Origin of the sequence: Sinomicrobium oceani (genome assembly GCF_900119185.1) — a bacterium.
Taxonomy (GTDB): Bacteria; Bacteroidota; Bacteroidia; order Flavobacteriales; family Flavobacteriaceae; genus Sinomicrobium; species Sinomicrobium oceani.
In genome coordinates this window covers 98068-119489 of the sequence record NZ_FPJE01000004.1, presented here as the reverse complement: position 1 = coordinate 119489, position 21422 = coordinate 98068, and the positions used below count along the sequence as shown (strand labels likewise).

19 protein-coding genes are annotated in these 21422 nt (G+C 44.5%); 9 read left to right on the top strand and 10 right to left on the bottom strand.

Annotation, left to right across the window (positions count from 1 at the left end; all coding sequences use genetic code 11):
• Window positions 1-13: 13 nt before the first annotated feature.
• Complete coding sequence (locus tag BT112_RS04915; RefSeq protein WP_072316267.1) at window positions 14-1723, bottom strand: BamH family beta-barrel-assembly machinery protein; 1710 nt, start codon at window positions 1721-1723, stop codon at window positions 14-16.
• Window positions 1724-1845: 122 nt separating this feature from the next.
• Complete coding sequence (locus tag BT112_RS04910; protein ID WP_072316266.1) at window positions 1846-2655, bottom strand: glycogen/starch synthase; 810 nt, start codon at window positions 2653-2655, stop codon at window positions 1846-1848.
• 295 nt (window positions 2656-2950) lie between these two features.
• Here BT112_RS04910 and panC point away from each other — a divergent pair, with 295 nt between their 5' ends.
• From panC to radA, 5 genes are all read left to right on the top strand, one after another.
• Window positions 2951-3799 carry a pantoate--beta-alanine ligase gene (panC, locus tag BT112_RS04905; protein WP_072316265.1) on the top strand — a complete coding sequence of 283 codons (849 nt, stop codon included), beginning with the start codon at window positions 2951-2953 and terminating at the stop codon, window positions 3797-3799.
• 78 nt (window positions 3800-3877) lie between these two features.
• Entirely contained in the window at window positions 3878-4228 is a 351-nt protein-coding gene (panD, locus tag BT112_RS04900) for an aspartate 1-decarboxylase (RefSeq protein ID WP_072316264.1), read from the top strand.
• A gap of 54 nt (window positions 4229-4282) precedes the next feature.
• A complete protein-coding gene (locus BT112_RS04895) occupies window positions 4283-5248 on the top strand; it encodes a lysylphosphatidylglycerol synthase transmembrane domain-containing protein (RefSeq protein WP_072316263.1) in 966 nt (321 codons plus the stop codon).
• Window positions 5249-5423: 175 nt separating this feature from the next.
• Window positions 5424-6554, top strand: a complete 1131-nt coding sequence (locus tag BT112_RS04890; protein WP_072316262.1) for an alpha/beta hydrolase — start codon at window positions 5424-5426, stop codon at window positions 6552-6554.
• Between the two features lie 69 nt (window positions 6555-6623).
• The gene (radA, locus tag BT112_RS04885; RefSeq protein WP_072316261.1) at window positions 6624-7991 is read left to right on the top strand and encodes a DNA repair protein RadA; all 1368 of its coding nucleotides are present in this window, start codon (window positions 6624-6626) and stop codon (window positions 7989-7991) included.
• A gap of 52 nt (window positions 7992-8043) precedes the next feature.
• On the opposite strand, the gene BT112_RS04880 is transcribed toward radA, so the two are convergent.
• The 6 genes from BT112_RS04880 to trhO all read right to left on the bottom strand — a co-directional run bounded on the left by BT112_RS04880 (window position 8044) and on the right by trhO (window position 14845).
• On the bottom strand, window positions 8044-8697 hold the full coding sequence (locus BT112_RS04880) for a 3-oxoacid CoA-transferase subunit B (protein WP_072316260.1): 654 nt from the start codon (window positions 8695-8697) through the stop codon (window positions 8044-8046).
• Window positions 8698-8720: 23 nt separating this feature from the next.
• Entirely contained in the window at window positions 8721-9419 is a 699-nt protein-coding gene (locus BT112_RS04875; RefSeq protein ID WP_072316259.1) for a CoA transferase subunit A, read from the bottom strand.
• A gap of 87 nt (window positions 9420-9506) precedes the next feature.
• A complete protein-coding gene (locus tag BT112_RS04870) occupies window positions 9507-11831 on the bottom strand; it encodes a penicillin-binding protein 1A (RefSeq protein ID WP_072316258.1) in 2325 nt (774 codons plus the stop codon).
• A 50-nt stretch (window positions 11832-11881) separates the two neighbouring features.
• On the bottom strand, window positions 11882-12373 hold the full coding sequence (locus BT112_RS04865; protein WP_072316257.1) for a gliding motility lipoprotein GldH: 492 nt from the start codon (window positions 12371-12373) through the stop codon (window positions 11882-11884).
• A gap of 77 nt (window positions 12374-12450) precedes the next feature.
• Window positions 12451-13614 (bottom strand): PSP1 domain-containing protein, encoded by a 1164-nt coding sequence (locus tag BT112_RS04860; RefSeq protein ID WP_072316256.1) that lies wholly within the window; start codon window positions 13612-13614, stop codon window positions 12451-12453.
• Between the two features lie 199 nt (window positions 13615-13813).
• Window positions 13814-14845 (bottom strand): oxygen-dependent tRNA uridine(34) hydroxylase TrhO, encoded by a 1032-nt coding sequence (gene trhO / locus BT112_RS04855; protein WP_072316255.1) that lies wholly within the window; start codon window positions 14843-14845, stop codon window positions 13814-13816.
• Between the two features lie 215 nt (window positions 14846-15060).
• Here trhO and recA point away from each other — a divergent pair, with 215 nt between their 5' ends.
• The 4 genes from recA (at window position 15061) to BT112_RS04835 (ending at window position 19051) form a co-directional block, all read left to right on the top strand.
• Window positions 15061-16068 (top strand): recombinase RecA, encoded by a 1008-nt coding sequence (gene recA, locus BT112_RS04850; protein ID WP_072316254.1) that lies wholly within the window; start codon window positions 15061-15063, stop codon window positions 16066-16068.
• Between the two features lie 212 nt (window positions 16069-16280).
• Window positions 16281-16721: a hypothetical protein gene (locus BT112_RS04845; protein WP_072316253.1), complete on the top strand. Its 441-nt coding sequence runs from the start codon at window positions 16281-16283 to the stop codon at window positions 16719-16721.
• Window positions 16722-16932: 211 nt separating this feature from the next.
• Window positions 16933-17475 (top strand): RNA polymerase sigma factor, encoded by a 543-nt coding sequence (locus BT112_RS04840; protein WP_072316252.1) that lies wholly within the window; start codon window positions 16933-16935, stop codon window positions 17473-17475.
• A gap of 4 nt (window positions 17476-17479) precedes the next feature.
• Complete coding sequence (locus tag BT112_RS04835; RefSeq protein ID WP_072316251.1) at window positions 17480-19051, top strand: outer membrane beta-barrel protein; 1572 nt, start codon at window positions 17480-17482, stop codon at window positions 19049-19051.
• 136 nt (window positions 19052-19187) lie between these two features.
• On the opposite strand, the gene BT112_RS04830 is transcribed toward BT112_RS04835, so the two are convergent.
• The gene (locus BT112_RS04830) at window positions 19188-19955 is read right to left on the bottom strand and encodes an enoyl-CoA hydratase/isomerase family protein (RefSeq protein WP_072316250.1); all 768 of its coding nucleotides are present in this window, start codon (window positions 19953-19955) and stop codon (window positions 19188-19190) included.
• Between the two features lie 44 nt (window positions 19956-19999).
• Window positions 20000-21352 (bottom strand): MATE family efflux transporter, encoded by a 1353-nt coding sequence (locus BT112_RS04825; protein WP_394333347.1) that lies wholly within the window; start codon window positions 21350-21352, stop codon window positions 20000-20002.
• Between the last annotated feature and the right edge of the window lie 70 nt (window positions 21353-21422).

Genomic DNA, 21422 nt, shown 5'->3' with positions numbered 1-21422 from the left:
GTTAAAACAAAAACTACTCTACTTTCGTGTAAAATATCTCCAGTTTGAGACGTTTATCCTTATGCTCTTCTCCTGTATTATTTCCGTATAATATAGTACTAAGCGGTGTTATAACGGATGCTTCCGGGATAAATTGTTCTTTATCCTGCCCGTTTCCTTCAGAAGAAATATTTCTGGTATTATTAATATTCGCCGTCAATGCCAGGCCAAGATTGACATTTGTAGAATCCTGATTGAGAATCCTGTCCACATGCTCGGTAAGCCTTATCTTGTACTTCACTCCTTTGTCTTCTTCCTTCTCCAGGATACCTCCGAATATCTGTCTCGAAATACTTTTATCCTGGTTAACCGTGTAATCCAGCTCTACGTCAGCAAGAATAGTATTATCTGCCAGGTTATAAACATAGAGCCTTTGCGGCTCGGCAAAGTCAGGGTATGTATCAAGCTTGTCCCGGTCTACATAAAAAACAAGATTAGCTTCATTAATGATCCACCCCTGCTTTTCAATACTGGTGACCACCGTAGAGTCTTTCAAAGGATCAAACAAACTGAGCTCTACCATAGTTCCCGCGCCACCTTTAAGGTAGAGCCGTGAAGCATTGATATTATTATCCAGCTGATCCGAGATTTCCCCCGGGTAAGCTTCATTAATCAAAGTATTCACTACATTATTCCTCCTCGTCCGCGCTCCAGAATTGGAATCTACGGTAAATGCCCCGAGGCTCAGGGTAAAGGAAGAATTTCCCTTTACAATTTTATTCCCATCGGAAGTATCCACCCGGTCGTATTCGTACTGCACCTCTACGTTGGCATTGTTCCAATCCAGGAGCATCAGTGCAGGTGAAGAAAACGAAGATGCGGAAAAACGAAGTCCTTTAATAAACTCTTTAAAGTTGTTATTACTCATAAGCTCGGAAGAGCCTTCTTTATCGAGTATTTGCTGAAAAAAGGCCAAAGCATCCGGACTATCAATCTCGACACGTATCCTGGGGCTTAACCTGGTCTCCACTTCTTCTGACTCATCCACATCGGGAGTATCCAGGTCATCGTCCTTATAAATCAGTTCTTCGAGATTACTGATCTCCACCCGATTATCATAGAGCACTGCCCCTGTATTGGAAGAAAAATCCTTATTGGAAAAATATCGCTGCTGCTCTACAAATCCACTGGACGGATCGAGGTCCCTGAGATAATAAGTCAGCTCTTCTACCCTAAACGTAAAAGTAGCTTTATCATTTCCGTAAATAGAATCCAGATCATATTTTCGTGCAATAGGAGCTCCTTCGTCACTGTTCTCCGTTTCTCCGTCTGCCACACTACCGAAAAAAGGTATGTTTATATAAACTCGGGTTGCTTTTTCATTCTCCGGGGTAGTCTTCGGGTCATTATCTGCGGCATACTCTTCCTCCCGCTGCTGGCTGCTCACGCCAAAAACGGGGCGTGTTGTAACGAGAGAGAGCTGAGAGACAATGCTGGCCTCCGTCCGGCCGAATATCTGATCGTCGTAAACCCCTAACTGGTACAACGGCAATCCGTTGGTCTGCACACCGTTTAGTTTACGGTTATAGGCATAGACTTCGAACTCGGCTTTTTCGGTTTCAAAATTGCCATCGCCTATAATATCCGTTCCTATGGTCGTAACATCGTCGCTACAAGAAGTAAAAAAAGCAATGCCGCCCATGAGCAGTATTGCTTTATGTAAATGAAAGTTCACTTTCTTCATTCTGTCTTTTAATTTTATTCGGACTAAAAACCAATGACTGCTCTCTGACCTTCCTTGCTATTCCATATACCAAAAATGCCAGGCACGACCACAAAACCCGTCATTATCCTATCAGCCCAGATTTAACCTAAAACCTTTGTTTCGTAAAATTGCTCATAGACATCTTCAAATTCGTAGATAGACACGTAAGGCAACACGGGTTTATCTACGCTTTTCAGGTACTCATCCAAATCTGCCGGTATGGTATCCGAAGCGACTACCACTGCATCGGAATTGTCGATAGCCACCTTGAGTACCCCTGAGAAATCGGGATTTCCCAACGACTTTACGTCTTCTTCTGCAATGCCGTCGAATTTCACTTTCTCTATCATTTGCTTATCTAACGTACCTTCAAAATCTTTGTTGTACACCGAAGTCACTATTTTGCTATCGGCAAACAAAGGCTCATCCGCATAGTATTTCTTAAGATATAGAGGGAGCATGCTTGCCATCCATCCGTGCACATGAATAATGTCGGGAGACCAATTGAGTTTCTTCACTGTTTCTACCACGCCTTTGGCAAAAAATATAGCCCTTTCATCATTATCCGGGAAGAGATTACCATCCTCATCGGAAAAAGTAGCCTTACGTTTAAAGTATTCCTCGTTATCTATGAAATAAACCTGTATTCTTTCTTTAGGTATAGATGCAACCTTGATGATAAGCGGCATATCCATGTCATTAATCACCAGATTCATTCCGGAGAGGCGTATTACTTCGTGAAGCTGGTGCCTTCTCTCATTGATATTCCCAAAGCGAGGCATAAAAATTCGTATTTGCCCGCCCCTGTCATTCACCATTCTGGGATTCTCGTATGCCAGTGAGGACACCTCGTTCTCCGGCAGGTATGGTATCATTTCGGAAGCGACAAATAACACTTTTTTATCAGTCATAAATTCGTTTTGTTTACTATAAAACTTTTCTACCGGAAGCTGTTCAATTTTCCCCGAAAAACTCCCAAAGCATGCAAAAATACAAAAAATATGCCTAACGCACTCAGTCCGACACACTCTATTGCCTGTAAAATCATTATTCCCATACGAAGACAAGCCTCGAAAAGCGTATCTTTCCCTGAAAAAAAATAAGCCTTTCCGGCCTCACTGATAAGGTTTTAAGGGAATATCCCGCGGTAAAGGCATGCAATTCCACGAAAATATATAGCTTTGCAGGCTGTTAATTCATTAACTCATGGATATATTCCACGAAAGAGCATCGCTTCGCAAGGAGCTACACTCTTTAAAAAATCAGGGAAAGACCATCGGTCTTGTCCCAACAATGGGAGCTCTTCACCAGGGGCATTTATCACTGGTCGGGCAAGCTGCCGCAGAAAATGATATTGTAGTAGTCAGTATTTTTGTCAATCCTACACAGTTTGACAACAAGGACGATCTCAGCAAATATCCCAGAGATCTGGATAGGGATATTTCGCTTTTACATACCGTGCATCCGACAATTATGATCTTTGCACCTGATGTGGCGGAAATATATACTGATGACATCTCTTCTTCTTCTTTTGATTTCGACGGTCTGGAATTTCAGATGGAAGGCAGGTTCCGGCAGGGACACTTTGATGGTGTGGGCACCGTCGTAAAGCGTCTCTTTGAAATTATAGAACCGGATCACGCCTATTTCGGAGAAAAAGATTACCAGCAATTACAAATCATCCGGACACTGGTCAAAAAACATAAGTTGCCTGTCAGTATTCACGGTTGCCCTATCAAAAGAGAAGAAAACGGATTAGCCATGAGCTCCCGCAACGAACGTCTGCCCGATGATCTCAGAAACGAGGCCGGATTCATTTATGAAATCCTGAAAACCTCGAGAGCTCAATTTGGCACGAAAAGTGTACAGGATATCAAGACATGGATATCGGACAAAGTAAACGAACACCCGAAATTCCGGCTCGAATACATAGAAATAGCAAATGCAGACACATTGATCCCGGCCAGGCAGAAGGAAAGTGGCCGGAAATACAGGGCTTTTATCGCCGTGTATGCCGGAGAAGTACGCCTGATAGATAATATCGCTCTGAATTAATACACAGTCACAACACACCACGTATTCGCTTTAACATCAGTTAACATTTAACTCCCAATTTATAATTACCTTTGCAACATGCAGATAGAAGTAGTAAAATCAAAAATACACAGGGTTACGGTCACCGGAGCGGAACTCAATTACATAGGTAGTATCACCATAGATGAAGCCCTGATGGAAGCTGCCAACATGATCGAAGGAGAAAAGGTACAGATCGTAAATATTAATAACGGGGAACGCCTGGAAACCTACATCATCAAAGGAAACAGGGGCAGTGGAGAAATCACACTGAACGGTCCTGCCGCCAGGAAAGTACAGAAAGGAGACATTATCATCATTATATCATACGGCATTATGGATTTCGAAGAAGCCAAATCTTTCAAACCTTCCTTGGTTTTCCCGAATGAAAAAGACAATTCGCTGCAATAGATCCCTTTTGTCAGAGGCAGCATTAACCCTACACCTATTTTCGGCAGATTCGCAGTGAAAAAGAAATTATCCAAGATTATTCAGATAGTCCTCCCCCTTGCACTGGGGTTGTTCCTGATCTGGTACACGTATACCAAGTTTACCCCGGAGCAACTCGACCAGCTCAAGGATAATTTCCTCAAAGCAGACTACCTCTACATCTGGATTTCTATGATTTTCGGAGCGCTAAGCCATTTTTCGAGAGCCTACCGGTGGAATTACCTGCTGGAACCGCTCGGCCACCGGGCCCGGTTGGCCAATAGCTTCATGGCCGTAAGCATAGGGTACCTTCTCAATTTTGCAATTCCCCGATCGGGGGAAGTTTCAAGAGCACTGGTCATTACAAAATACGACAACGTCCCTTTTGAAAAAGCTTTCGGCACCATCGTAGCCGAAAGGATCGCGGACCTTTTCATATCGGTCTGTATCCTATTTATAGCTCTTTCCCTCCAGTTCGATACGCTTTGGGGGCTTATGGACACACACCATATCAATACCGGAAAGCTTATTCTGCTCGGCATTGCAGGCATATTGGTTATGCTGTTGTTCTGGATCTACCTCAAGCGTACCCGGTCGGCTTTCGGGATCAGAATCAGAAATTTTGTTCACGGTCTTAAAGACGGAATACTAAGCATACTTTCCATGAAGAAAAAATGGGCTTTTATCGGCCACACCCTTTTCATCTGGATCATGTATGTACTCATGTTTTACATCTGTATTTTCGCTTTTCCCGAAACAAAAGCGATCACATTCTCACAGGCACTTTCTCTTTTCGTTGTCGGCTCCTTTACGATTGCCTTCACCAACGGAGGCTTCGGTACATACCCTTTCCTAATTGCTGAGGCCATATTGCTTTACGGCGTAGACTACACCGTAGGTACTTCTTTCGGATGGATCGTCTGGCTATCACAGACCGCAGTCATCGTATTCCTCGGGCTTGTTTCTTTTCTTCTGCTCCCCTGGTACAACAGGACCCGCTGAAGCCCGTATTTTCTTTTCGTTAAAAAACGTATTCGCGATTTGAGATTATTGTAATAATTGCTATCTTGGCTCTACAGTCCAATCCCCCAGGATTCAAATCATTACAGATCAAAAAGACAGCCTTGACCCTGTTACAAGCATAGTCAATCAAACCCAAAAATACACCTTTAGAGCCATGAAATCGTTGTGTCATATCCTGCTCGGGCTGCTTTCGTCAGTCTACGCGTATTCCCAGTCCAGGGAAATCTCCTTCGATTCGGAAATCCTTGAAGAAACCCGCAACATACGTCTGTATGTTCCGGAAAACTATACCGACGACCGGGCCTATCCCTTGATTGTGGTTCTGGACGCAGACTATCTCTTTGATCTTGTGGTGACCAATGCCAGGTTTTATGCTTCCAACGACCAGATGCCGGAAAGCATAGTTCTGGGTATTGACCAGAAAGGACAATCGGACAAAGACTGCATATATGATGCCGAAAACGGGTTTCCGGCCGGTAAGGGGGCCGACTTTTTTGAGTTTATCGGCGGAGAACTGCTTCCTGCTATTGCCGACAAATACAACCTGGCCAACTTTAAAATGATTGCCGGACATCTTTTCTCCGGAAATTTCATCAATTATTTTATGTTTAAAGACCAACCTATTTTTGATGCTTATATCGACATACAACCGGAATTTGCTCCCCTTCTCGAAAAAAGAATTCCCGACCGGTTAGCCGCACTTTCTTCTACCAAGTTTTATTACCTGGCTACGGGAGAAGACGCAGACAAAAACCAGGTAGAACGCATTCACGACCTGAACACTTCGATGAAAAAAGTAAAGAACGAGCACGTCTTTTATTTTTTTGACAGTTTTGAGAATACAGACGGCCATGCAGCCGCATCCTGTGCTATTCCCCGTGCGCTCAACAATATTTTTGCCATCTACAGGCCTATAACACCATACGAATACAAAAACAATATTCTCACTTCGGAAAATCCGGTATATGAGTATCTCGACACTAAATACAAAAGGGCAGAAGACCTTTTCGGATTTCGGAAACCGGTAAGTATCAACGATATTATGGCCATATATGCAGGATGCCTGAAGAAAGAAGATATGACATCCCTCGAACAGTTGAGCGAGCTGGCTAAAAAAGAATATCCGGACACGATGCTCGGATATTACTTTGAGGCAGAATACCTCGAAAAAACAGGGGATACCAAAAAAGCCACCAGGGCGTATAAAAAAGCATTCGGGATGAAGGAAATTGACTTTATCCACAAAGACCTTATCATGGAAAGGATTGAAGCCATTAACTACTAAACCTGTCTTCGATCAGAAAATAATGCCTATTTTAGACCGGGAAAAAACATCGTATCCGAACTCTATAATATGGCCAAAGTAAAAACCTCCTATTTTTGTCAGAACTGCGGGGCCCAATATGCCAAATGGCAGGGGCAATGTACGTCTTGCCGCGAGTGGAACACCATAGTCGAGGAAGTTATACAGAAGGAAGAAAAGAGTTCCTGGAAACAGGGAACATCGGGTTCGGGACAAAAAAAAACCTCCAGACCCCTCAAAATACATGAGATCACAAGAACGGAAGAGCACAGGATGTCTTCCGGAGATCATGAGTTCAACCGGGTACTCGGAGGGGGGATCGTACCAGGTTCTGTCATCCTCCTGGGCGGGGAGCCCGGCATTGGAAAAAGTACGCTGCTGTTGCAAATTGCCCTGCAGCTTCCTTACAAAACACTCTACGTGTCGGGTGAAGAAAGCCAGTCTCAGATAAAAATGAGGGCAGAACGTATTAATCCGGGCAGTGAGCATTGCTATGTACTGACCGAAACCAAGACCCAGAATATCTTTAAGCAAATCGAAAGCACGGATCCGGATATCCTCATTATTGACTCGATACAGACCCTGCACTCCGACTATATCGAATCTTCCGCCGGGAGCATTTCCCAGATACGGGAATGCACGGCAGAACTGATCAAGTTTGCCAAAGAGACGGATACTCCTGTGATCCTTATAGGCCATATCACCAAAGAAGGCAATATTGCCGGCCCAAAGATCCTGGAACACATGGTAGACACGGTATTGCAGTTTGAAGGGGACCGAAACTACGTTTACCGTATACTACGCGCCCTGAAAAACCGTTTCGGCTCTACAGCAGAACTGGGAATTTACGAAATGCTTGGCGACGGGCTACGGGAAGTGACAAACCCATCGGAAATACTTATTTCCCAAAGTAAGGATGCCCTCAGCGGAACGGCCATTTCAGCCACCCTGGAAGGAATCCGCCCGCTAATGATAGAAATACAGGCACTGGTAAGTACGGCGGTTTACGGAACTCCACAGCGCAGCACCACCGGATATAACGTTAAACGGCTCAACATGCTGCTGGCAGTCCTCGAAAAACGGGCCGGATTCCGCCTCGGAGCAAAAGACGTTTTCCTGAATGTCACCGGAGGGATCTCTGTAGATGACCCCGCTATTGACCTCGCCGTAGTAGCTGCGGTATTGTCGAGCAATGAAGACATTGCCATCCCGAAAGATGCGTGTTTTGCCGCCGAAATAGGGCTTGCCGGGGAGATCCGCCCGATACAACGGGTAGACCAGCGTATCCTGGAAGCCGAAAAACTTGGATTTTCCACTATTTTTATCTCCGGACAAAATAAAGTTGCTGTGAAGAACAGCAACATCCGGATAGCCCTCGTCTCGAAAATAGAAGATGTCATTTCCGATCTTTTCGGATAAGCAGAAAGAATATGATACGGAGCCGAAACACCATACGGCTCCGAAGATTAGTTTAGAGAATCATTTCCGGAATATCTCCCTCAACGACAAGCCTTCCTGCAGTCGCGTTTTTAATTTCCTCTACGGACACCCCGGGTGCACGTTCCAATAATTTAAAACCTTTGTCCGTAACTTCGAGCACGGCCATATTGGTCACAATTTTCTTAACACAGCCTACCCCGGTAAGCGGCAGCGTACATGCACTGAGCAATTTGGATTCCCCAGCTTTATTGGTATGCATCATGGCCACGATAATATTCTCGGCAGAAGCAACCAGATCCATGGCTCCTCCCATTCCTTTTACCATTTTCCCCGGAATCTTCCAATTGGCGATATCGCCGTTATCCGCAACCTCCATAGCCCCGAGAATAGTAAGGTGTACGTGCTGCCCTCTTATCATGGCAAAACTCAGGGACGAATCGAAAAAAGATGCACCGGGTAACGTTGTTATCGTCTGCTTCCCGGCATTAATAATATCCGCATCTTCATCTCCTTCATAAGGAAAAGGCCCCATTCCGAGCACACCATTCTCACTCTGAAACTCCACATCTATACCATCAGGCACATAATTGGCTACAAGGGTCGGAATTCCGATCCCCAGATTTACATAATATCCGTCTTTTACTTCTTTTGCAATTCGTCTTGCGATACCGTCTTTATCCAACATAACAGGTGATTGAAGTTTATGAGTTATCGTTTCCGAACGGTTCGTTGCTCGATCCTCTTTTCGTAATGCTCTCCACGGAAGATCCGTTGTACAAATATTCCGGGAATATGCACCTGGTCAGGCTCCAGTTCTCCCACAGGCACCAGTTCTTCCACTTCAGCCACCGTAATGGCAGCGGCACCGCACATACAGGGATTAAAATTTCTTGCAGTCCCCTTAAAAACCAGGTTTCCGGCTTCATCTCCTTTCCAGGCTTTTACGATAGCATAATCGGCCCGGAAAGCTTCTTCCATGACATACATTTTTCCGTTGAATTCACGGGTTTCCTTTCCTTCGGCCACTTCGGTACCATATCCGGCAGGAGTAAAAAATGCGGGAATGCCTGCCTGAGCCGCACGGCATTTTTCAGCAAGTGTCCCCTGGGGGGTGAGTTCTACCTCGAGTTCCCCGTTTAGCATCTGTCTTTCGAACTCTTCGTTTTCCCCCACATAGGAAGATATCATCTTCCTGATCTGACGCTTATGAAGCAATAATCCGAGACCAAAATCATCTACCCCGGCATTATTGGAAATACAGGTAAGATCCTTAACACCCAGCCTTACCAGCTCTGCTATACTGTTTTCGGGAATTCCGCACAAACCGAACCCACCCAGCATAAAAGTCATCCCATCACGGACACCTTGCAGAGCCTCGGTTACCGAAGCTACCCTCTTATTTATCATTCCGTAATTTTTTATTGGAAAAATACGAATTTTTCAACAAATAAGAGAAAACGAAGGATTTAAATTTTGAATATGTAAAAACAGGAATTAAAAATCGATCTCTTCGAAATTCAGTTCTTCCGGAGTGTGTTCTTCACTCACTTTAGAACAGTCGATTTCGATAGAAAGGTTTTCCGGCTTCCTGAAATCTTCGGTAGAAATACCGAGCTCTTTATCCTTGTAGCATTTACGCATGTATAATCCCCATATCGGCAAAGCCATAGTCGCTCCCTGTCCGTATGTAATGCTCCTGAAATGCACGGCCCTGTCTTCTCCACCTACCCATACTCCGGTCACCAGGTTGGGAACCATCCCCATAAACCATCCGTCACTCTGGTTTTGCGTAGTTCCTGTTTTTCCTGCAATAGGGTTGGTAAATTCATAGGGATATCCCGTGATTACTTCTTTGTACAACGTATTATTTACGGCCCATTTATTGCGCAATCTCGCACCCGAACCGGATTCGGTAACGCCTTCCATAAGTTTTACCGTAGTATAGGCCACTTCTTCACTCATCACGTCTTTGGTCTCCGGGACAGACTCAAACAGCACGGTACCGTTCTTATCCTCGATACGGTTTATCATGACAGGTTTTACGTAAACCCCCTGGTTGGCAAATGTACTATATGCTCCTACCATCTCATACACGGTAAAATCCGGAGTTCCGAGGGCAATAGAAGGTACCGGGGGAATATCGGACTCTATCCCCAGACTTCTCACCAACTGTGTCACGGGAACGGGCCCCACCTTATCTATCAGTGTAGCTGTAATGGTATTGACGGAATTAGCCAGCGCTTCTTTAAGCGTCATCATTTTACCGGTATACTTTCCGTTGGAATTCTTAGGGCACCACGGCGTAAGATTACCGTACTTATTAGCTTCTATACAATGTTGAACATCCGGCAGTTTATCACAGGGCGACATGTGCAACTGGTCTATGGCCGTAGCATACACAAAAGGCTTGAATGTAGATCCCGACTGGCGGGCTCCTTGTTTTACCTGATCGTACTGAAAATGCTTGTAGTTTATTCCGCCCACCCAGGCTCTAACATGCCCCGTCTGCGGCTCCATGGACATCATCCCCGTACGAAGGAAAAACTTGTAATACCGGATAGAGTCCATCGGCGTCATGATCGTATCCTTTTCACCGTCCCAGGTAAACACAGTCATTTCTGCTTTTTCCTTAAACGAAGCCCGGATCTCCTTCTCGGATTTACCCAGCTTGTCACGCATCTTACGCCAACGATCCGACTGCTTCATGGCACGTTCCATCGTAGCATCTATCTCTTCCTGATTAAGCCCCAGAAAAGGCGCTGTCTTGTTCCTGTCGGGAGTATTCTGATGGAAAAACTCGGCCTGTAGTTTTTTCATGTGTTCGGAAACGGCTTCTTCCGCATACCGTTGCATTCTGGAGTCTATAGTGGTGTAAACCTTCAGCCCGTCCAGGTAAATATTATACTTATCTCCGTTAGGCTTGCGGTTTTTGGAATCTTCTGTCCATTTTTTCAGAAAGTTCTGAAGATACATCCTGAAATATGTTGCGAGACCTTCCCTATGACTTTCTGCCGAGAAATTAAGTTTTATAGGCAATTGTTGCAGGGAATCTTTAACTTCTTTCGTAAGAAAATCGTTTTTCTCCATTTGCCGCAACACCACATTGCGCCGGTTCCAGGTAAGCTCTTCACGTTTCAGCGGGTTAAACAGGGAAGAGTTCTTCAGCATCCCCACCAGCATAGCAGATTCTTCTGTTTTGAGATCCCTGGGTTCTTTGCCAAAATAAATCCTCGAAGCAGATCGGATCCCGTCTGCCCTGTACCCGAAATCGTAGATATTGAGATACATGCTTATAATCTCTTCTTTGGTATATTGCCTTTCCAAACGGATCGCGATAACCCATTCCTTTATTTTCTGGATCACACGCGCTACGATATTATTAGCCACCTGCTCTGTAAACAGTTGTTTTGCCAACTGCTGGGTTATGGTACTCGCCCCTCCTTTTCTACCGAGAAATACTACTGCCCGTAAAGTTCCCTGCGCATCAATTCCGGAGTGCTCGTAAAAGCGCTCATCCTCCGTAGCTACCAATGCCTTTACCAGGTGATCCGGGAGTTCGTCGTACGCCACCGGGGTCCTGTTATCGTTGAGATAATATTTTCCGAGCGTTTTTCCATCCGAGGAAATGATTTCAGTAGCGAGATTTGTCTGCGGATTTTCCAGGATTTCGAAAGTGGGCATGGTTCCGAAAGCTCCCCATGAAGCGAGCAGGAATAACAATACGACGAGGAGAACACCTCCGAAAAACAATCCCCAAAACCACTTTATATACCTACCGAAGCCTTGTTTCTTCTCTTTCTTTACAGGAGTCTTTCCCATTTTTATTCTGTTAATTGGATGTTGATATACCGAAAAAAACCGGTATGATATTATTCTTTATTTACCTTTTCAATCTCCAGACCTACATCGGTTATTCCTTTGAGATCCGCTATACCCTGTTCTTCCCCGACCTTTCGCATCGCATGCTCTATGCCTACCGTATACGTCCCGGACACGGGAAAAACAACATTCTCCTTATACCATAACTTATTCTCCTTCAAATCGGTAAACCCACTTCCCAACCACTCTCCATCCGGCTTGGCCATCTCGTATTGGAGAGTGTCAGCAATAATCCTGCCATCCGGAAAATTCAGTTTTACAATAAGGAAAAGATTGCTGAAAGGATAATCGTTATCATTCCGCAAATTGATAAACATATTGTAGGCTTTCAGGGTATCGGGGGACTGAAAAGTAAAATCTACGCTTTGTCCTTTTTCCCAGGAATCGTTTACCGACTGATAGCCGGAATACACACTACCGTGATCACATGACCATAACAGCAGTATGCCCAGACCAAAAAACAATCTGAAGATATTACCCATTTTTAAAATTAACGGTTTTCTGTTGTCATCGTCTCTTTAATGCGATTGCGCTGCCTAAAGCCACCCGGTTATTCCACTTACTCCCTTTTCTTGGCAGTCCTCTTAGCGGGCCTCTTTTTCCGGCTTTTGCTCTTTCGTTTCTTCTTAGGCTGATCAAATCTCGTAAGACTGTCTTGTCCTACAACGTTTTCAAACTCCCGTTTAGTATCTTCTTCTGCAATTTCTGACGCATAATCCTCCAGACTCTCTACGCGGATGTCCTTCTGGTTCTTCTCGATAATCTCCAAAACCTGGTCCAGCATGAGTTTATGCCAGTTGGCACTGTTCTCTTCGTAGGCATACCACAGAAAACCTTTGAAGATATCGATCTTCTGACAAGCGGCACGGCCTTTCTTGGTATGCAGCTTAACATCGGCCTTCGGAAAATCCCGAAGCGCATCCAGGTAGGCGTCCAGTTCGTAATTGAGGCAACATTTGAGTTTTCCGCATTGTCCTGCCAGTTTCTGAGGATTAAGCGACAATTGCTGATACCTGGCCGATGACGTATTTACCGAACGGAAATCCGTGAGCCATGTAGAGCAGCATAGTTCTCTTCCGCAGGAACCAATGCCTCCGAGCCTCGAAGCTTCCTGGCGAAACCCTATCTGGCGCATCTCGATACGCACATTGAATGCCCTGGCCATATCTTTTATAAGTTGGCGGAAATCCACACGTTCTTCTGCGGTATAATAAAAAGTAGCCTTGGAGCCATCTCCCTGATATTCGATATCGGAAATTTTCATCTGTAATCCGAGGGCAATAGCAAGCTCTCTTGACCTTTTTTTGACTTCTTCCTCCTTATCACGGACTCCAATCCAAACATCGATATCGCGCTGGGAAGCTTTCCGGTATATTTTGGGGAGATTCTGGTCTTTACAGTCTGTTTTTTTTCGCTTCATCTGCACTCTTACCAGTTCGCCGGTAAGCGTTACGATGCCCACGTCATGACCGGAAGTTGCTTCCGTTGCCACGACATCACCGATAGAAAGCGACAGGTTTTCTGTATTTCGAAAAAACTCTTTTCTGCTGTTTTTAAATCGGACTTCCACACAGTCAAAAGGTTCCTGACCTGCGGGAAGTGACATATTGGAAAGCCAATCAAAAACGGTAAGCTTATTACAACCATCGGTCCCGCATGTACCATTATTCTTACATCCCCTTGGCTGCCCATCCTTGCCGGTTGAACAACTGCTACATCCCATATTTCCTCTATATTGTAACTGTATTACTCACAAAAAAACGTGAAAAACACAGAAAAAGGTTCATAATTCAATTTGTCGTACGGTAAAGCACATGTATGCCTTACAAAATGTAAAGATACATTTTTTTATTTACCGGGTTTGCGAACGTTGTGGTTTTGCCGGTCCCCGAAAACCGGTATTTTCAACACGGTCCGACAGGTCAGGATTTGAATTTAAGCACCGCTGACCTGCCTTTTTTAAAGATGTTATTACTCTTGTATTTTCCTTTACGCAAGGCCTTCTGCTCTTCGTAAGGCAGGGCCACAACCTCCTTACAGGCATCCGAACAACAGTTGTTCATTTTTGCCGCACATTCGTCACATTGTATAAATAACAGATGACATGCTTCATTGGCACAATTCACATGAGTATCGCAGGGCTTCCCGCATTGATGACAATGGGCTATAATATCTTCGGATATACGTTCCGAACGACGCTCGTCAAACACGAAATTCTTCCCTATAAATTTATTTTCCAGCCCTTTATCGTTTACCTGCCGGGTGTATTCGATGATCCCTCCTTCAAGCTGATAAACATCTTTGAAACCCTTGTGTTTAAAATAAGCGCTGGCTTTCTCGCAACGGATCCCTCCTGTACAATACATCACCAGTTTTTTATCTTCCTTATGCGCCTTAAGGTCATCTTCTATAATGGGAAGAGAGTCACGGAACGTATCTACATCGGGAGTTACGGCATTCTTGAAATGCCCGATCTCACTTTCGTAATGGTTACGCATATCCACCAGGATAGTATCCGGATCTTCGATCAGCTCGTTAAATCTTACCGCATCGACATGTGTACCCTTATCGGTAACATCAAAAGTATCATCGTCAAGACCATCCGCAACGATCTTACCCCTGACTTTCACCTTCAGTTTCAGGAAGGACTTGTTATCCTGTTCTACGGCAATATTGAGACGAACATTTTCCAGGAAAGTAATACTGTCCAGATGTTCTTTGAATGCCCGGAAATTATCTGCAGGAACGGAAAGCTGCGCATTTATCCCTTCTTTTGCGATATAAATACGTCCCAACACCTCCATGTCGTTCCACGTAACGAAGAGATGATCCCGGAATATCGGCGGGTTTTTAATATGGTGATATTGATAAAAAGAGAGCGTAAGACGGTCTTTGCCTGCCTTTTCGATAAGTTCCGCCCTCTCTTTAGCGCTTAAGGTATTGTACAGTTGCATGCTATACTAATTTAATTAAGGTTAAAGAATTCGGATATTTTTTGCAAAAGTAATATTTTTAACCGGTATCACAAAAGTCCGCCCATATAGCCTGTTTTCTGCTTTCAACACCGTATAAAGCTTCCCTACCTGATCAACAAGAGTAAAAGACCCGTTGCCACTCTGAAAAAGAAATGGTACTTTAGCACGGATTATTTTTTAGAAAAAACGCAGTAATGAGCTCAGAGAAAGACGCAAAATTAAAAGCCCTTAAGCTTACCCTGGATAAGCTGGATAAGACTTACGGGAAAGGCACGGTGATGAAAATGGGAGACAATGTGGTCGACAATGTAGAGGTTATCCCCACCGGATCTATCGGCCTGGATATCGCCCTGGGAGTAGGTGGATACCCCAAGGGAAGAGTTGTCGAAATATACGGACCGGAATCCTCGGGTAAAACCACACTGACCTTACACGCTATAGCCGAAGCACAAAAAGGAGGAGGTATTGCTGCTTTTATAGATGCAGAACACGCATTCGACCGTTTTTATGCCAAAAAACTCGGTGTTGATGTGGACAATCTCATTATTTCCCAGCCCGATCACGGAGAACAGGCCCTGGAAATCGCAGACAACCTTATCCGCTCCGGAGCTATCGATATTGTCATCGTCGACTCGGTTGCCGCACTGACACCTAAAAGTGAGATCGAAGGAGAAATGGGAGATTCCAAAATGGGACTTCACGCCCGGTTGATGTCACAGGCACTGCGAAAGCTTACCGCCAGTATCAGCAAAACCAAATGTACCGTTATCTTCATTAACCAGCTCAGAGAAAAGATCGGTGTAATGTTTGGTAACCCGGAAACGACTACCGGGGGTAATGCCCTGAAATTCTATGCTTCCGTACGCCTCGATATACGCCGTTCCACACAGATAAAAGACAGTAACGGAGATGTTGCCGGAAACAAGACAAAGGTCAAAGTAGTTAAAAACAAAGTAGCTCCTCCGTTTAAGGCTGCTGAATTTGATATCATGTACGGCGAAGGGATTTCCCGTGTAGGTGAGATTCTCGACCTCGGCGTAGAATATGAGATCATTAAAAAGAGTGGCTCCTGGTTTAGTTATGGCGACACCAAACTGGGACAGGGAAGAGATGCAGTAAAACTACTCCTGGAAGACAATCCGGAGCTTCTCGAAGAACTGGAGAACAAAATCAAAGAGGCTTTAAAAGCTATCAAGGAATAAATATTCCGATAACTCATAATACTTAAAAAATCCTGCTATCCTAAAAGAAGCAGGATTTTTTTTATCTCTAACGCAACCTAATATAAAACCATGCATCTTTTTGTTGAATAATACACCTCAAAAAGGTGTTTTATACTAAGAGAAGTAAATAGCGACAGAAATAATAAACAAGCTTTTAATTATAAACCTCCTAAAAATTAAACAGAATTAGTATGAAAAAAGTAAGTATTGCCGCAGTATTTTTAACCTTAGTACTGTCTTTATCCGGATGCTTGAATGATGATGGCGCAAACTTTTACTACACCACACTCCCCATTTCAAGTGCAGTGACTCCCGATACTCTTGTGTATAACAAAACAGACTCTATCACCATACGATACTCAATCCCAGGTGCATGTCATGAATTTATAGGTATTGATTTCAGCAATGATACGCAAACCGGAGACACTATACAGCGAAGAACCTTCTGGGCCGTAGCACAGGCACAGACCGGCGAAGAATGCGAAGGCGCGCAGTCCGTAACCAGAGAACACAAGTTTGCCATTGAAGTGAGATACAAGCAACCTTACCAGCTTCGCTTTATTACCGGTGTAGACAGTGAGGGTGAGTACACTTTTATAACCAGGGACATCCCGGTAAAAGAAGAAGAATAACCCACCACCGGAACCATAACCGAATTAACCAGTACCTTTAAAGAAAAAAGGAATACAGGAAGGCATAGCCTCATTTTTCCGGATGTACGGAAAGATTATCGGACAGGAAACACATCAATTTCTTCATCCGGAAAAATGAAATAACATCAGATCACATGTTCAATCCATTCCGATTTTGACAAGGGAACCAAAACTAACGCAGACTATATAAGTGAGTTTAGAGGAACTCATAAACCGGTGCAAGGATCGGGATAGAAAAGCGCAAGAGCAGTTATACCGCTTATTCAGCAGTAAATTATACAGCATTTGCCTTAAATATTCCCGTAACCAGACAGAGGCGGAAGATAATCTGCAGGATAGCTTTTTGGCCATATTTGACAAGATCGGCAAGTATCATTTCAAAGGTTCTTTTGAAGGATGGATTCGCAGAGTAACCGTAAATACGGTCCTTCAGAAGTACAGGAAAGAAAAGGTGTTTAATATTGTCCCGGATGACATTGAAGACGAAATAGAAGTGGAGATCGAGGAAGAAGATATCAGTCTCGATTATCTCCTCAGCCTTATACAAAAGCTTCCGGATAAATACAGGTTAACCTTTAACTTATACGTATTGGACGGATACTCGCACAAGGAAATTTCCGAAATGCTGGGCGTTTCCGAAGGCACATCCAAATCCAATCTATCCAGATCAAGAACGATCCTCAAATCTTATATCGAAGAGGATCTAAATAAAAAAAAAGTGAAGTCACTATAAATTAATGGGCGACAAAAAAAACATAGACAGACTTTTCCAGGAAAAATTCAAGGATTTTGAAGCTTTTCCGGAGAAGGATTTATGGTCCGGAATCGAAGCCAAGCTCAATGCACCTTCAACCCTTCCTGCCGAAGCCCCGAAAAAAGACGGAAGGACTATCCCTTTCTTTTGGTGGCGTTTGGGAGGTATAGCCGCCACTATAGCCCTGCTATTGTCCATAGGCTTTAACCTGGTATTTACAGATCCGGAATCGCCCGACATGGATCCGCTTGAAAAAATTACCCGGGAACACCCGGAACAAAAAACACGGCCGGGCGACGAAGCCACCAGGTCTGCAGAAGAATACATATCCAATCCGGACAATAATACCCGGGAAGAGAAAGAAAAAAGCAACCCGGTCACCACTACCGAACGCTTCACAGCCTCTCCGGACACATCGGATAATACAGCCGGAACAACTTTACAAAATAACAACAGCCAGGCTAAAGCAGGCAATACGAAAACACAACAATACAGCACTTCCAAAAATGAAACGGGAATAGCCGTACGACAAACCACCCCTTCTCATCATACTCAGGAAAATGAGAAGCTGGTAGAAAATGGTAACCCTACGACACAGCACAATCCGGATAATAGCACTTCCGGACAGGTTATCGCATCGCAAAAAAGCACTGTGGCCGAACACCCGAACCACGTAACCGGGCAGAACAACAACACAATCAGCGTTGCGGAAAAGGAGCAAAAAGATATCCGTAATAAAGAGGAAGAAAATAAAAAATCCCTGCTTGAAGCGATTGCCGAAATGGAGAATGAAGCAGAACGCGAAAAAGAACTGGCATCGGGAGACGGGGAGCACAAAAAATGGAGCTTAAATCCAAATATCGCTCCCGTGTATTATAATTCGATCAGTAGCGGATCGCCAATCGATCCGGAATTCAAAAGCAATTCCAAATCCGGGAAGGTCAACCTCAGCTACGGGGTTAATGTCGCCTACCAGGTCAACGACAGGTTGAGTTTACGTTCCGGTATCAACAAGGTCAATTACGGCTATGACACCAACGACATTTCTTTTGCTCCGAATTTCGAGGCCAGGTCGCTTAGTAACATTAATTACGCCCGACAATCCGAAAGGGCTTCCGGGCTGTATGTAGCCAATAGCCCTGCAGACCCCGCTATGCCGGGGAAGCAAGAAGTTACAACAAGCCTTGCCCCACAGGAAGGCGCCATGCAACAGGAATTCGGCTATATTGAGGTTCCGATGGAATTGAAGTACAGGATATTAAACGAAAGATTCGGGCTCAACCTGATAGGCGGGGTAAGTTCCTTATTCCTTACGGACAATACGATTCTGCTCAAATCAGATGCGATTGCCACAGAACTTGGTGAAGCCAACAATGTGAACAATGTCAATTTCAGCACCAATGTAGGACTCGGAGTAGATTATCTCCTATCCGACAAACTCCAGTTGCAACTGGAACCCATGTTCAAATATCAATGGAATACATTCTCCAATGACAACGGCGGTTTCCGACCGTATACATTTGGCGTATATACAGGCTTTAGTTTTAGGTTTTAGTTAGTTAGGTTAGTTTTAATTGCTCAAAAAGCGTATTAAGGCTGCAAAAAAGGTTGTCAGTGGTTAGGCAACCTTTTTTCTTTTATATCGGTTACGACCTCCTCAAAAACGATAATTTAATCTAAGGCTTCCCCCTCTATTTTTTAAATTTCACCAGGGCCTGCTGCGTAAATTCGGAAAGCACCAGTCTCCCGGATATTTCCGCACGAGAATTGAGCAGTGCATCCCATTGATCTGTTCCTTCCCATAATATTTTCTTCATTTCTAAAAGTGCCTGCGGATTATAGGACGACAGTTTCTCCGCGAAAAGTGCCACTTCTTTATCGAGCTCACTCACCCGATCAAAAACACGGGCATACAGTCCTTTTTCTTTGGCCCAGTACGCATTTTTCCACTGATCCGGAGCCAATGTCAGTTCTGCCAGCGCTGCATTTCCCATTTTACGCACTACCGCTGGAGCAATGACAAAAGGACCTATCCCTATAGAGAGTTCGGATAGTTTTATTGCAGCTGCTTCGGCAGCCAGGACATAATCACAGGCAGCCGCCAGTCCTACGCCTCCACCTACAACCTTCCCGTGAACCCGCCCTACGATAAGTTTTTTACATCTTCGCATGGCATTGATCACCCCGGCAAAACCACCGAAGAACTTCTTCCCTGCTTCCGCATCACTGACCGCAAGGAGTTCATCAAAAGACGCACCTGCACAAAATGCCTTTTCGCCTTCGCTTTTCAATACAATTACTCGTATATCTTCGTTTTCGGAAAGGGTATCAAACTCTTTTTCCAGTCGTTCCAGCAATTCCAAGGGAAATGAATTCCCTGCGGGATGACCGAATTCGACAATAGCAGTTTTTCCCTCTGTTTTGGTGTATAGGCTACCGTTAGGACGTGTTGTGGACATCATAGAAAGTTTAAGAATAGCGTTGATCTACGAATTTACAAATATTAATCTACTGCATTCAGATATTTTCTACGGAATTTAATGATCAGGGCCCCGGCCCTGATCAGCATCCACACCATAAAAGCTATCCAGACACCATGCAGCTTCAACCCCCAATAATCTGTTATAAAAAGGGTAGGCGTAAAACCAAGGAACGTAGCGGCAATAAGTACATTTCTGAGATAAGCGGCTTCTCCGAGTCCTTTAAAGATCCCATCGAACATAAAAGCTACGGCATTGACCGGCTGCATGAGAAGCACCATCCAGAACACAGCAGCGAACGTGGCCAGGACCATGGGATCTTTACTAAATAACAAGCCGATTGCATCATAGAACACCCCGCAAACCACCATGAGTATTACGGCTATTCCGATAGCATATTTGCATATATCCACACTCAGGTACCATAACCTGCGATAATCACGGGCACCGAGAAGTTTCCCCGAAATAGCATTTCCCGCATTAGCGTATCCGTCGATAAAAAAAGAAAAAAACAGCCATATATTCATCAGCATACTTTGGGCTGCAATGTAATTTCTGCCATAGTCCGTGGCATAGGCATTGGCCAGGTAAATTGCAAAGTTAAGTGCCGCTGTACGGATAAACAGGTTAAAACTCATGGCGAGCAATCCCCGGAGACGAGGATTTATATGCAAACTGACTTTCCAGGAGAACGGCGTTTTGCTGAAATAAAAATACAGGGCCATGCACAGCATCACTAATTGCGCCAGCAAACTGGCATAAGCAGCGCCTTTGAGGTGGTATGCAGGCACCACACCTGCTATGCCATATACCAGGATATAATCGAACACGATGTTAACTACAGCCCCGGCAAGGCTGGCTTTCATCGCCCACAAGGTATTTTGCAAACCCCGAAATACCCCAAACAACGCAAAGGTCACCAGGGTTAGCGGATATCCGATGGCCCGGATACGGTAATACTCCACACTGTATTGCAACATGAGACCTTCGGCATTATAGGCCCCGAAAATGATTTCCGCGAATACCGATGTACTCACGTAGATAAGCAAACTGAGCAAAATATTAAAAACTATAGCCTGCGGAACAAGTGTACGAATGGCATGAAGCCGGTTGGCCCCCAGATGCTGGGAAACCATTGCGGAAATTGCCGTTTTGGTCTGGGCTACGATCCATATGATCGCCGAGAGAAAAGAACCTACTATACCCGCTGCTGCAAGGGCCTCCACGGGATTTTCATCGACATTCCCTATAATTGCAATATCGGTAAGTGAGATCAGCGGCTCGGCAATGCCTGCTATAATAGCGGGAATGGCCAGCTTATTGATCGACCGGAATGAAACTTTATTTTTGATATCTTTTATATGGGTTCCTGACAAAATGCGGGTTTTTGGCTTACAAAAATACTATGAATATCATTTTCAGCAACAAAAAGAGAGGTATTCGGGG

Excerpts from the sequence above, each read along its gene's own strand:
- BT112_RS04915 (WP_072316267.1), bottom strand. The coding sequence starts at position 1,723 with ATGAAGAAAGTGAACTTTCATTTACATAAAGCAATACTGCTCATGGGC.
- BT112_RS04910 (WP_072316266.1), bottom strand. The coding sequence starts at position 2,655 with ATGACTGATAAAAAAGTGTTATTTGTCGCTTCCGAAATGATACCATAC.
- panC (WP_072316265.1), top strand. The coding sequence starts at position 2,951 with ATGGATATATTCCACGAAAGAGCATCGCTTCGCAAGGAGCTACACTCT.
- panD (WP_072316264.1), top strand. The coding sequence starts at position 3,878 with ATGCAGATAGAAGTAGTAAAATCAAAAATACACAGGGTTACGGTCACC.
- BT112_RS04890 (WP_072316262.1), top strand. The coding sequence starts at position 5,424 with ATGAAATCGTTGTGTCATATCCTGCTCGGGCTGCTTTCGTCAGTCTAC.
- radA (WP_072316261.1), top strand. The coding sequence starts at position 6,624 with ATGGCCAAAGTAAAAACCTCCTATTTTTGTCAGAACTGCGGGGCCCAA.
- BT112_RS04880 (WP_072316260.1), bottom strand. The coding sequence starts at position 8,697 with ATGTTGGATAAAGACGGTATCGCAAGACGAATTGCAAAAGAAGTAAAA.
- BT112_RS04875 (WP_072316259.1), bottom strand. The coding sequence starts at position 9,419 with ATGATAAATAAGAGGGTAGCTTCGGTAACCGAGGCTCTGCAAGGTGTC.
- BT112_RS04870 (WP_072316258.1), bottom strand. The coding sequence starts at position 11,831 with ATGGGAAAGACTCCTGTAAAGAAAGAGAAGAAACAAGGCTTCGGTAGG.
- BT112_RS04865 (WP_072316257.1), bottom strand. The coding sequence starts at position 12,373 with ATGGGTAATATCTTCAGATTGTTTTTTGGTCTGGGCATACTGCTGTTA.
- BT112_RS04860 (WP_072316256.1), bottom strand. The coding sequence starts at position 13,614 with ATGGGATGTAGCAGTTGTTCAACCGGCAAGGATGGGCAGCCAAGGGGA.
- trhO (WP_072316255.1), bottom strand. The coding sequence starts at position 14,845 with ATGCAACTGTACAATACCTTAAGCGCTAAAGAGAGGGCGGAACTTATC.
- recA (WP_072316254.1), top strand. The coding sequence starts at position 15,061 with ATGAGCTCAGAGAAAGACGCAAAATTAAAAGCCCTTAAGCTTACCCTG.
- BT112_RS04845 (WP_072316253.1), top strand. The coding sequence starts at position 16,281 with ATGAAAAAAGTAAGTATTGCCGCAGTATTTTTAACCTTAGTACTGTCT.
- BT112_RS04835 (WP_072316251.1), top strand. The coding sequence starts at position 17,480 with ATGGGCGACAAAAAAAACATAGACAGACTTTTCCAGGAAAAATTCAAG.
- BT112_RS04830 (WP_072316250.1), bottom strand. The coding sequence starts at position 19,955 with ATGTCCACAACACGTCCTAACGGTAGCCTATACACCAAAACAGAGGGA.